Source organism: Bacillus manliponensis (genome assembly GCF_000712595.1).
In the GTDB taxonomy this organism is placed as follows: Bacteria; Bacillota; Bacilli; order Bacillales; family Bacillaceae_G; genus Bacillus_A; species Bacillus_A manliponensis.
Map to the genome: position 1 here is coordinate 130,684 of NZ_JOTN01000011.1, position 11,909 is coordinate 142,592.

The window sequence follows — 11,909 nt, forward strand, 5'->3', positions numbered from 1 at the left end:
GGTTCCGCCGATCATTTTTTTTGTTATTTTATATAGTACAAAAAACATACCTTACAGCACTATATACCTTTTCTATTTTATCATTCGTCATAAAAATATTCAAAATTTTTAAAACAAATACTTTCTTCCATTACCAGTACAAACTTCATTACGAACAACAAATCGATTACAACACCATAAAGTAAAGAAAATGAGAACAGAAAATAATAACACTGTATGAAAAACCGCCTCAATATTTAATGAAACATCCCCTACACTTTGATTATTCGTGACTTTTATGAAAACCACAGTAAATAATTTAAAGAACAACACACCGTGAAAAAGGCCAATAATAAGCGCTCCACTGCTAACAATGATTTGTTCATAAAAAAAGATTAGCCGTATTTGTTTTAGACCTCTTCCACAAAGGTCTTGCCTTGGTATGTGTTTTATCCTATTCTTTAAAAAGATAGCGTTCATACATAACGTACTTATACATAAACATAGCGCTAATAATAGCTTATCGAAAAAAAACATACCATCCTTAGCTGTTTCAAAATATTGAACTGACGTATAAAAAAAGAGAAACGTAACAATAAAAGCCAACCAAAGAAAGTAATAAAAAAACACTCTAACATGACACCTTATATTTTCCAAGGCACATTGAAATACGATCATGATAAAAATCCCCCAATAATTTCCGAACATGTAACAGACACTTCAGTTAGTGTATAATATACATTTGTTTTATACATCGTACTAGCAATGCAATGTTATATAAGACTTAAGACTGAAAACGGCTTTTTTTATGATAAAACTAATATAATATAGCGAGGTGAATATAATGAAACGAACGTTGAAAGCCTTTTTACTTTTATGCCTTTTCGTAATAAGTGGCTGTACATCAGAACAAATAAGCTCTAGTACCAGTTATACAACTGTAAAACCGTATCATTTAACAAAAGATGATCAAGCATTATTACAATTACTCCCTGTTGAACGAGGTAATATGCAAGTATACGATATCAACATCACCAACAAAAAAGATGAAATGAAAATTTGGCTTGAATACTATCATAATGGACAAAAAGTAAAACATATTGATGCTTTTTCTACTTCCAAATTTACGAATGATAAAATACAGCTGTCATTTGGACAACAAGTACTTCAAGATGAAGGTGCCACTCACCAAGCAACTCAGTGGTTTATACATACAACAGATGCTTCAGTAAATTTTATAGATGACTCTATTCCAAGTTGGAACAGCTCCAGCTTTACCTCTATCGAGGAAGAGAAAAAGATAAATTATAATAAAAAAACAGTTCTTGGAGCATGGATATATTCAACAGCAGAAGACGGTAGCATATCTTCTATTCCACCGGAAGATGATACATCTGTTCAACAACTCCTAACGCAAAATGAACACGTATATCTATTTATAATAGAATTAAAAAACGGCGATGTTTCCAAATAACATCGCCGTTTCTTTATCACATAATCCGCTGTTTTATTTGTAAAAAGTAACTTCTTCTTAAAATGAAGAAACAACATGTATGAATTAATAAGAATGAACCAATCACAAGAAGTGAAGATAGCAGTATCCCACTTATAAACACTTTTTGCAGTGCGATATATGCAACACTTGTGTGAACTGCTGCCACAATAAATGGAACAAAAAATAAACATCCCATTTGCACCGTCATAATGTTCTTCATTTCCCCTTCATTCATCCCAAGCTTCATAAGCGTCTCATAATATTTCGCATCCGATTCTAAATCTGTAAACAAGCGGAAGTATAAAAAACTCACTGCACATAAATAAAAAATTGTTCCGACAAACAAACCGATAAATAACATAATGCCAGTTGCCTGACCAATCGCTTCATATGTTGTAACGCGAGACGAAAATTCATATTGCCATTTTTGAAACAACTTCTTTTCTAATTGTTCCGCTACATCTGTCGTCTGCTCCCAATCTTTCACTTCATATCCTATATAGCTTGCTGTTTGCGGACTGCCAGCAATCCCTTCATACACATCATTTGCAACAACAAATATTTTCCCAGGAAATGCTCCACCTGAAAAAATATTATGTTTCATAACATGAGTAACATGAATTTCTTTTCCACTTTCAATGAATTGGATGTTTTCACCTTTCAACTCACTTACTATATTTCCTTCTAAACCAAACGAAGGAACACGTGCCGCCTCATTTCCTTTTAGCGCCACCGTTTCATAACCTAACTTTTTAGCAAATGTATTATAATCTGATTCATTTAAAATGGTGACTACACTATTCTCTTTCACCGCAGATTGAAACTTTACCTTTGCTTCTACTTTTTCATATTTCACATTTTCCTTTTTAAACGTTGTTTCAATATGTCGTTCATACTGTTCTTTTTGCCCTTGATGCTCATTGTATGTAATAAAATTAAATGCAAACGGAACATTTTTCATCGTCTCACTCTTTTGTACATTTAAAAATGCCGCAAACGTTCCAATTGCACAAAAAGCAACTGTCGAAACGATTGTTACCATGAAGAACATACGTGCATTATCTCTTATGCGGTATGCTAACAACGAAAAGGATAATAAATTCGTTTTTCTCCAATATATATGTTTGCGCTTTTTCAACACTCTTAATGTAAATACACTAAGCTGTGAGTATAAAAAATACGTACCAATTATGACAATAATGGCAACAGGAAACAATAAAAACATCACACTTCCTGCATGCGCTGTTATTGATAGCGTATATCCTACAATAAGAAGAACAGCTGCTAATAGCGACAATATAATAGAAGGCTTCGGCTCTTTCTTTGCTTTTCTGTTCCCTTTTAATAAGGCAATAATTTTTCGGTTTTGTACGAACAAACTTGTTATGAAGGAAACAACAAAAAATAACACCATAAAGACAATGCTTGTTATTTTCATTGCTTGCACCGGTATATAAAATGGTAAATCACCTAGCTCCATCACCATGCTTGCAAGCATAAAAAACAGCTTTCCAAACAATAACCCTAACCCGATTCCTGTTGCGAGTGCACTTATACCTACTAACATATTTTCAATAAAAATCATACGAACAAGCTGGAACTTCGTCATACCATGCATCACAAAAATACCGAATTCTTTATTCCGCATCTTTAAAAATGAGCTCACAGCATAAAAAATGAAGAAAAACGAAAAGAAGTAAATAATGAACTCAGCTGTAATCATTCCTTGCCGAACTGCACCTGGTACTTTCTCTCCATCTGTAATATGTGGATGATAAATAAACAAAGCATATAAAAAAAATACCGTAATTGAAAATGCACTACTCAAATAATACGCACCGTACGCACGCATATTTTGACTAACATTTTTAAACGCGAGCCGAGAAAACGTCATCTTTTCGTCCCCTCCTCGCTGTTCTTATCAACATATGTATCATCGTTAACATCTCCTTATCCATTCTTCTCTTTTACTATAAAGAAGAATGGATAAAGAAAACATCGAACTCTCTTACAGAAAATATGTATAACCTTACATTTTTGTCATTTTTCAATTGTTTCGTTCATGTATTGCTTTAAGAGCTGATAATCTTCTGGAAACGAAAGTGGTATCGCTTTAAGCTCATCGAATCGCTTCCATTCTACTTTATAAATGAGTCCATCTGGATCTTGAATCTTCTTTTCTCCACCAATGATTTTCACAACATAATAGTGAACGTGCACCGGAACACCAAAGGTAATACCTATTTTTTCATGTACTTTTTCAACTACTTCGATTTCATATCCCGTCTCTTCCCACACTTCACGTATACAACACTCTTCTAACAATTCTCCTTCTTCTCTACCACCAGAAGGTACCGACCACAACTTTTCCTCACCAGGTTGCCCTTGCAATACCATTAACACTTCATTTCTCTCATTTATACAAATTGCTGCTGCTCCAATCCAACGTTTCATTTCATCCCCTCCCTTACATATTATTCTATTTCTCTATAGTCTTTTCCTCGAAAAAAGAGGAAACATCTCTTTTCTTAGCGAATATTTTTAGCAGATTTATAGTTAAAAACAAGCGGAAGAATGAGATGATGATTTCTAAATATGTCGTGAACTGTTTATTTTGCGAAGAAAACAGAGATTCCCGTCATACAGTTGTCACCGTTGCAGCTTCTTCTAACTTTTATGCCCTTCAAAAAGTAGAAACAGAATGTAAGCGCCGTTTTGGCAAAGGAGTTCTATTAGAAACTGAAATCATCGAAATGACCAAGCCTACAAAAAAAGAAAGCTGATCTCCTTGATCAGCTTTCTTTCACCTTATAAAGCTTTTTGCAAACTTCCTTTATTTTGTAGTAAATACATATTGTAATATAACCCTTGCTCTGCTAACAGTTCCTGATGTGTACCTCTTTCAACAATTTGACCATCGTGCATCACAAATATTTGATCTGCATCTTGAATTGTTGATAGTCGGTGTGCAATTGCTATTGTTGTTCTACCTTTTCGCATACGCTGCAGCGCCGTTTGAATAGCATCTTCCGTCTCTGTATCAATATTTGCCGTTGCTTCATCTAATACTAATACTTTTGGATTTGTTGCAATCGTTCTTGCAAATGCAATCAATTGACGCTGCCCACTAGAAAATGCTGCACCGCGCTCAACAACCTCTGTATCGTACCCGTTTGGTAACTGTTCAATGAAAGTATTTGCCTGCACAAACTTTGCAGCCTCTTCAATTTCTTCATCTGTAATACTATCATCATACATACGAATATTTTTCTTTACCGTTCCAGCAAATAAGAACGCATCTTGCAAAACGAGACCAATGCGTTTTCTAACTTCTTTTTCTTGAAATCTTTCTAAATCCACACCGTCAATCGTAATTTCACCTTTATTTACATCATAAAAACGCATGAGTAAGTTCATAATTGTACTCTTTCCACTTCCGGTATGGCCAACAAATGCAACTGTTTGACCAGGCTTGACACGAAAAGACACATTCTTTAATACATCACGCTTTCCATCATACGAAAACGTTACATTATGAAATTCGATTTCTCCTTCTGTTACCACTGGATTTTCATTTCCTTTTTGCGTTGGAGCTAAGTCTTTCTCATCCATTAAATGAAACACACGTGAAGAGGAAACAATTGCTTGCTGGAAGAAAGAAAGTTTCATCATTAGTTCATTTACCGGCTCAAAAAAACGATGAATATAGTTTACAAATGCATATAATACCCCAACTTCTACTGGGCTCTTTAATGCATCAATCCCAAATAGCATTAGCACTACTACAATCGCTAAAATATGAACAAGGTCCGTTGCCGGTCTTAAAAAAAGCGCATCAAACTTTAATGTACGTCGCCCCGCACCGTAATGTTTCTCATTTATTTCTTCAAATTCTTTCCGCATACGTTTTTGTTGACGGAAAACTTGCACAATATTCATCCCTTGAATTGACTCATTTAATTTTGCATTTAAAATACTTAATTGACTACGCACCTCTAAGTAAAATACTGAACTCTTTCGGCGATATAACGTCATAATCGTAATCATAATTGGAATTAACAATATCGAGATAAGAGCAAGTTTTATATCTAATAAAAACATCGCTGTTAAAATACCAACTAAGAAAACAATATTTTTTACAAACGTCGATAACACACTCACATAAAATTCCTTAATCGCCTCTGTATCATTGGTCACCCGTGAAACAATTGTACCAATCGGAGTACGATCAAAAAAGCTAAGTGATAACTTTTGAACATGTTCATACACTTCTACACGTATATCTTGCACAATTTTAAATGCGATATTTTGAAAGAACAATAGATTTAAGTACGTAAATAATACTTTCAAAAGATGCGCAGCCATGTAAACAATAAACAATGTTAATAGTGCTGATTGTTCAAAGTTTTTCGGTACTAAATGTTCATCAATAAATTTCTTGATTAAAAAAGGACCTAACATTTCTGCTGCTGTTGCAACAACTAAAAACAAAAATGCAAATGTTAACAAGCCTTTATACGGCTTCATGTACGCTAATAAACGCCATAAGTCACTGCGCTTTTTCTTCTCTTCCATTTATACCCCTCCTTTCTCAACTAACGCTTCTAATTGCTGGTTTTCATACATTTCTTTATACCAGCCCTCTTGTTTCATTAATTCCTCATGTGTACCACGTTCGACAATTTTCCCTTCGTCTACAACGAGAATCAAATTCGCATGTTGGATCGCACTTAAGCGATGTGCTGTAATAATTGTCGTTTTATTTTCTCGTTCTCTCTTTAATGCTGTTAAAATTGTTTCTTCCGTTTTTGCATCAACGGCCGATAAACAATCATCTAATATTAATACTTCTGCATTTGTTAACAAGGCACGTGCTATGGAAATACGCTGCTTTTGTCCACCAGACAAAGAAACACCACGTTCCCCAACAATTGTTTCATATCCATCAGGGAAGTTTACAATGTCATCGTGAATACAAGCAATATTTGCTGCATGTGCAATTTCTTTATACGATGCCCCCGATTTTCCAAATGCAATATTTTCTCCAATACTTGCTGAAAATAAAAAATGATCTTGTGGCACATACGAAATAGCACTTCGAACTGCATGAAGTGTCATGTTTCGAATATCAGTACCTCCAATTTGTAATAATCCATTAAAATGATCATATTCTCGGATCAAACACTTTAGTAACGTCGTTTTCCCAGCACCCGTTCGACCAACAATTCCTAATGTATCACCTTTCTTTAACGTAAAATGAATATTTTCTAAGTCTACCACTTCATTTTTCTTATAAGAGAATGAGTCAATTGCATATGTAATATCACCACTTCCTGTTACTTCACTTGCTCCTGCTTGATCCACAACATCAGATGTATATGATAATAGCTTGTGCACACGATCATACGAAGCACGTCCTCGCTCCATAATATTAAATAGCCATCCAAATGCTAACATTGGCCATACAAGTGTTCCTAAATACGTTGTAAATGTAATAAGTTCACCAATTGTTAACTCATTACGAACAACAAGTAAAGAGCCGTAACAAACTGCAATTAAAAATGAAAATCCGACAACAAGTGCAATTGTTGGGTTAAATAGTGCATCAATACGAGCTACCAACATATTTTTACGTACAACATCTTCTGACTGCTGACGAAACGCTTGTAAATCCTCACCTTCTTGACCAAGGGAACGAATGACTTTCATTCCGCTCATACTTTCTTGTACCTTATCATTAATTTCTGAGAAAGCTTCCTGTGCCTTATGAAAACGACGATGTAACAATGTTCCATAATACCTTGTTGCTATCACAATAATCGGCATTGGAATTAAACTAACTAATGTTAACTTCCAGCTAATCGTAAATCCCATCGCAACAAGAACACATCCACCTACAGCTAATGAATCAACAAGCGTTAACACACCAGCACCAGCTGTTTGCTGAATCGCTTGAATATCATTTGTTGCATGAGCCATTAAATCACCAGTACGATGCGATTGATAAAACGATGGACTCATATTTGTAAAGTGTTTATACAACCTTTCACGTAATTGGCGGGCTAACTTTAAAGAAGAACCAAAGATCATCATTCGCCAAATGTAACGTAATATGTACATCGTCACCCCAGTAACTACTAATATACTCGCCCACATGAGTAATGAATTTGCAGTTAATGTATTTGTACTAATTTCATCAACAATAATACCAATAACTCTTGGCGATACAAGCTCAAGCAGTGCTACGCCAAATAAAAGAATAATACCTGTTATATATGCCTTTCTCTCCTGTTTAAAAAACCATGCTAAGTCTGAAAATACTTTCATATAATCCCCCCTCCTCAAAATGAGCGATGTATTCAGTTTATCAAAAACACAAAATTTTTGAAAGTTTTTAAAACTTCAGAAGACGAAATGAAAGGACACTCAGCAAGAGTGTCCTTTCTAGCGCCTATTTCATTTGTTTGTTCATAGCGCTCATCATTTGATTGATTTTCTTTTGGGATGGTTTTTGTCCCATTTGCATCATCATCATTTTTAACATTTGTTCATTAATTGGTGGATTCTTTTCTAAGTAGTTCATCATATATTTACGCGCGATGAAAAATCCTAATGCTACGCCTGCTGCTAGCCCCGCTAATACGCTCAATAGAACGATTACCCAAGTTGACATATATTTTCCTCCTTCATGTTGTCTACCTTACAGTGTACTAAAACCTTTTCAATAAGACAAGATTGTATTCGACATTTTTTACAGATAAATTTGCGCTTGTTTCAGAGGATTTAACCAGCCATACTGCTTACTCTCATAATTCATAGCGAGAAATGTCAATTCGCATTTTCGTAACACTTCAAAAAAAGCTGTTTCCATTTCAACGTTTCCGGACGTGCGCATTGAAATGTGACGTGGTTTAATCGTGATTGCTCCATGCTCTTTTCCTTGCTGAATGGTATGTGTATGCTGTATTCTTTCATACACCTCATAATTCTTCAAAGCTTGTTCCATTCTATAATGAATTTTTAGCGTTTGTATCGGCATCGTAATATACTTCATTTGCTTGTACAACACTTTCTTTTCCGAAAGGGAACCAGGCTCGGAAAAGCGAGAAAACAAATCAAACAATAACATTTCACGTCCAAAATACATATGTGCAATTTCTTCTTGAATTAAGTATAATTCGTATGTCCTCATAATTCCCCTCCCGCATTGGACAACCATTTTCCTTATTATATAAAAAGAAAGATGCGATGATTGTCTGACTACGGAACAAGAAAAAACTTTTTCTGTCGAATTCACACTTTTACATAGAAAAATCTCTCCATGCTGGAGAGATTTTTCTCAAATCATTAAAGCATTTCTTTTACTTTACGAACAACGTTCTCTACAGTAAATCCATACTCTTCCATAATCTTCTCACCAGGAGCTGAAGCACCAAATGTATCGATACTTAAAACATCTCCTTCAAAGCCAACGTAACGATGCCATCCGAATGAAGATCCCATTTCGATTGCTAAACGTTTCGTTACTGCTTTTGGTAATACAGATTCTTTGTACTCAGCAGTTTGCGCTTCAAAGCGATCCATAGCTGGCATGCTAACAACAGATACGTCAACACCATTTTCTGCTAATACTTTTTGCGCTTCGATTGCTAAGCTTACTTCAGATCCAGTTGCAACTAAAATTGCATCCGCTGTTTCTTTCTTACTTGGAGAAATTACATATGCACCTTTTGCAACTTTCTCATACGTATCGTCTTTTGCTCCCTCTAATGTTGGAAGGTCTTGACGAGTTAGAACTAATGCAGTTGGTGTTTTTGTAGATTCTAACGCTAACTTCCAAGCTGCAACAGATTCGTTACCGTCAGCTGGACGAATAACAGATACGTTTGGCATTGCACGAAGCGCTGCTAAATGTTCAACTGGCTCATGCGTTGGACCATCTTCTCCAACTGCGATACTGTCATGTGTAAACACATATGTTACAGGTAAGTTCATTAACGCAGCAAGACGAATTGCTGGACGTAAGTAGTCAGAGAATACGAAGAACGTACCACCGTAAGTTTTTAAACCGCCATGAAGTGCAATCCCGTTCATTGCTGCACCCATTGCAAACTCACGTACACCGTACCAAATATTTTTACCGCTATAGTCTTCTCTTGTGAAGTCTTTTTCGTTATTCATGTATGTTTTATTAGAACCAGCAAGGTCTGCAGAACCACCAAAGAATGATGGAACAGCATCAGCAATTGCATTAATTACAGCACCTGAAGAAGAACGAGTTGCTGTTTTCGATCCCATTTCATACGTTGGTAAGTTTTTATCCCAACCTTCTGGAAGGTGACCGTTCATTGCCGACTGGAATTCATTTGCTAATTCTGGATATTTCTCACCATATTCACCAAGCATTGTGCTCCACGCAGCTTGTGCTGTTTCACCAGCAGCCTTTACAGCTGTGTTAAAGTGCTCATACACTTCTTCTGGTACATGGAAGTCTTGCTCAAATGCCCAAGAATATGATTCTTTTGTTAATTTTGTTTCGTCTACACCAAGTGGAGAACCGTGTGAAGCAGATTTTCCAGATTTGTTTGGTGATCCGAATCCAATTGTTGTTCTTACTTCAATTAATGTTGGACGTTTTTCATCCGCTTTTGCTTCTTCAATTGCTTTTGCAATTTCGTTAATATCGTTTCCATCTTCAACGCGAATTACTTGCCAACCGTATGCTTTATAACGGTCTTCTACGCTTTCAGAGAAAGAACGGTTTAAGTCACCATCTAAAGAAATATCGTTAGAATCATATAACACAACAAGACGGCCTAAACCTAAATGTGCCGCTAATGAAGACGCTTCCGCAGAAACACCTTCCATTAAGTCGCCATCACCACAAATTGCATATGTATAATGATCGACAACATTATACTCATCACGGTTATACTTCGCTGCTAAATGTCTCTCAGCCATTGCCATACCAACAGCAGTTGAAATACCTTGACCAAGTGGACCTGTTGTTGCATCAACGCCTGGCGTATGACCAAACTCAGGGTGACCTGGTGTTTTACTTCCCCATTGACGGAAGTCTTTTAAATCATCCATTGTAACATCGTAACCAGCTAAATGCAGTAAGCTATATAGTAACATTGAACCATGACCTGCAGATAATACGAAACGATCACGGTTAAACCACGTTGGATCATTTGGGTTGTGGTTCATAAATTGTGTCCATAATGTATACGCCATTGGAGCTGCTCCCATTGGCATTCCTGGATGACCAGAGTTTGCTTTTTCAATCGCATCAATGGAAAGTGTGCGAATCGTGTTGATAGAAAGTTGTTCGATTGAATGTGACATGCTATTCTTCCCTTCACTTATATTGGTAAACGTTTTACACATTTATATGATAGCTTTCCTCGCGAGAATATACAACATGTATCGACAAATATGTTTATATTTTTTTCGTTTTTTTATAAAAAAGTGAACAAAACACACTATGTATGGGTATTCAATCTGCCATACTTTTTCATTTTTTGAATTTTATTTACTCTTCACCGAAAGTTAGGAGTGACATATAGAGATGTACACTCCACTCCGAGTGGACACTTTCCGTTTCGTGTATGAAAAATGAATTCTTTTCAAAAAATCAACCTTATGTTACGGTGATGAACCATTTTATTAACAAAATGAGTCTTATTCCCAATTGATCCTTATATACCAAAGTGAAGAATATACCCTTTTCCTTCTTTTACTTGTTTTAGCAAAGTAACGAACGACTTTAACTGTGAACATAGTAAATCCCGTTTGAATGATAACTCCTCATACTCTCCGGTCTCTACATGTTCCCCTTCTATCCATCCAAACGGTCCAGTTAATTGTATTGTTTCAGGCGCTAGCACGAATAACGAAATAAGTGATTGAAATAACTGAACAGCTAAATCCGCACCTTCTTGTTCAATTTTTGTTACGCCATGATAATTTAATCCAAAACCTCTCTCATTTCGATTGTGGTGCGGTGTGCAAGTTGGAATCCATTGTAAGAAATCAGACATATACAAAACAAAATCATCGCTTAATATAACACACTGTTCAATATCTGTTCCGTCTTTGTACCATATATTTGTGTCACGCCAAAGAAAATCTTCAGAACGTAATTCCCCTTTTTCTTTCGAAACAAATACAAATTCATGCTGCAGTGCCAAAATATCTCCCCTTCCTTTTTTCCAAAACTCTATTAACTGTTTATGCTTGTGAAAATTCTTAGTATAATAATTATTTCGTTCTTTTTTATAAATTGCAAATGAAAGTTGATGAAAGTATGTCAGATAGAAAATATGAATTATTAAAGGCATTTCCAACGGATTATATAGGTTTTGAAATCATTAACTACTTCCATACTTGAACATTAAGCTCGAAATAAAAAACTTCTTCTATATAAATATAG

Annotated in this window: 11 protein-coding genes; 2 read left to right on the forward strand and 9 right to left on the reverse strand. The window is 35.5% G+C overall.

Features of this window, described 5'->3' with window-relative positions; translation table 11 throughout:
- Nucleotides 1-108 precede the first annotated feature (108 nt).
- Nucleotides 109-687, reverse strand: coding sequence for an FtsX-like permease family protein (locus tag BAMA_RS25640; protein ID WP_157406005.1), 579 nt, complete (start codon nucleotides 685-687; stop codon nucleotides 109-111).
- A 136-nt stretch (nucleotides 688-823) separates the two neighbouring features.
- Between BAMA_RS25640 and BAMA_RS14155 the strand changes: the two genes are divergently transcribed.
- Nucleotides 824-1,453 carry a hypothetical protein gene (locus BAMA_RS14155; RefSeq protein ID WP_034640083.1) on the forward strand — a complete coding sequence of 210 codons (630 nt, stop codon included), beginning with the start codon at nucleotides 824-826 and terminating at the stop codon, nucleotides 1,451-1,453.
- A gap of 16 nt (nucleotides 1,454-1,469) precedes the next feature.
- Here BAMA_RS14155 and BAMA_RS14160 read toward each other — a convergent pair whose 3' ends face one another.
- Together BAMA_RS14160 and BAMA_RS14165 are read right to left on the reverse strand one after the other, a co-directional pair.
- Entirely contained in the window at nucleotides 1,470-3,368 is a 1,899-nt protein-coding gene (locus BAMA_RS14160; RefSeq protein WP_034640084.1) for an FtsX-like permease family protein, read from the reverse strand.
- A gap of 146 nt (nucleotides 3,369-3,514) precedes the next feature.
- Nucleotides 3,515-3,928, reverse strand: coding sequence for an NUDIX hydrolase (locus BAMA_RS14165; RefSeq protein WP_034640085.1), 414 nt, complete (start codon nucleotides 3,926-3,928; stop codon nucleotides 3,515-3,517).
- 128 nt (nucleotides 3,929-4,056) lie between these two features.
- Here BAMA_RS14165 and BAMA_RS14170 point away from each other — a divergent pair, with 128 nt between their 5' ends.
- Complete coding sequence (locus BAMA_RS14170) at nucleotides 4,057-4,257, forward strand: DUF3903 domain-containing protein (RefSeq protein ID WP_034640087.1); 201 nt, start codon at nucleotides 4,057-4,059, stop codon at nucleotides 4,255-4,257.
- Nucleotides 4,258-4,282: 25 nt separating this feature from the next.
- On the opposite strand, the gene BAMA_RS14175 is transcribed toward BAMA_RS14170, so the two are convergent.
- The 6 genes from BAMA_RS14175 to BAMA_RS14200 form a co-directional block, all read right to left on the reverse strand.
- Nucleotides 4,283-6,049: an ABC transporter ATP-binding protein gene (locus BAMA_RS14175; protein WP_034640089.1), complete on the reverse strand. Its 1,767-nt coding sequence runs from the start codon at nucleotides 6,047-6,049 to the stop codon at nucleotides 4,283-4,285.
- Nucleotides 6,050-7,801, reverse strand: a complete 1,752-nt coding sequence (locus BAMA_RS14180; RefSeq protein ID WP_034640091.1) for an ABC transporter transmembrane domain-containing protein — start codon at nucleotides 7,799-7,801, stop codon at nucleotides 6,050-6,052. It lies immediately after the preceding gene.
- A gap of 124 nt (nucleotides 7,802-7,925) precedes the next feature.
- Complete coding sequence (locus BAMA_RS14185; protein ID WP_034640092.1) at nucleotides 7,926-8,147, reverse strand: YneF family protein; 222 nt, start codon at nucleotides 8,145-8,147, stop codon at nucleotides 7,926-7,928.
- Between the two features lie 78 nt (nucleotides 8,148-8,225).
- Nucleotides 8,226-8,666 (reverse strand): sporulation inhibitor of replication protein SirA, encoded by a 441-nt coding sequence (gene sirA / locus BAMA_RS14190; protein ID WP_034640093.1) that lies wholly within the window; start codon nucleotides 8,664-8,666, stop codon nucleotides 8,226-8,228.
- A 155-nt stretch (nucleotides 8,667-8,821) separates the two neighbouring features.
- A complete protein-coding gene (tkt, locus tag BAMA_RS14195) occupies nucleotides 8,822-10,822 on the reverse strand; it encodes a transketolase (RefSeq protein WP_034640095.1) in 2,001 nt (666 codons plus the stop codon).
- Between the two features lie 353 nt (nucleotides 10,823-11,175).
- Nucleotides 11,176-11,667 (reverse strand): hypothetical protein, encoded by a 492-nt coding sequence (locus BAMA_RS14200; protein WP_034640097.1) that lies wholly within the window; start codon nucleotides 11,665-11,667, stop codon nucleotides 11,176-11,178.
- Between the last annotated feature and the right edge of the window lie 242 nt (nucleotides 11,668-11,909).

What these genes read in the sequence shown, in the direction of transcription:
- tkt (WP_034640095.1), bottom strand. Translation starts at nt 10,822, where the DNA reads ATGTCACATTCAATCGAACAACTTTCTATCAACACGATTCGCACACTT.
- BAMA_RS14180 (WP_034640091.1), bottom strand. Translation starts at nt 7,801, where the DNA reads ATGAAAGTATTTTCAGACTTAGCATGGTTTTTTAAACAGGAGAGAAAG.
- BAMA_RS14175 (WP_034640089.1), bottom strand. Translation starts at nt 6,049, where the DNA reads ATGGAAGAGAAGAAAAAGCGCAGTGACTTATGGCGTTTATTAGCGTAC.
- BAMA_RS25640 (WP_157406005.1), bottom strand. Translation starts at nt 687, where the DNA reads ATGTTCGGAAATTATTGGGGGATTTTTATCATGATCGTATTTCAATGT.
- BAMA_RS14165 (WP_034640085.1), bottom strand. Translation starts at nt 3,928, where the DNA reads ATGAAACGTTGGATTGGAGCAGCAGCAATTTGTATAAATGAGAGAAAT.
- BAMA_RS14155 (WP_034640083.1), top strand. Translation starts at nt 824, where the DNA reads ATGAAACGAACGTTGAAAGCCTTTTTACTTTTATGCCTTTTCGTAATA.
- BAMA_RS14185 (WP_034640092.1), bottom strand. Translation starts at nt 8,147, where the DNA reads ATGTCAACTTGGGTAATCGTTCTATTGAGCGTATTAGCGGGGCTAGCA.
- sirA (WP_034640093.1), bottom strand. Translation starts at nt 8,666, where the DNA reads ATGAGGACATACGAATTATACTTAATTCAAGAAGAAATTGCACATATG.
- BAMA_RS14160 (WP_034640084.1), bottom strand. Translation starts at nt 3,368, where the DNA reads ATGACGTTTTCTCGGCTCGCGTTTAAAAATGTTAGTCAAAATATGCGT.
- BAMA_RS14170 (WP_034640087.1), top strand. Translation starts at nt 4,057, where the DNA reads ATGATTTCTAAATATGTCGTGAACTGTTTATTTTGCGAAGAAAACAGA.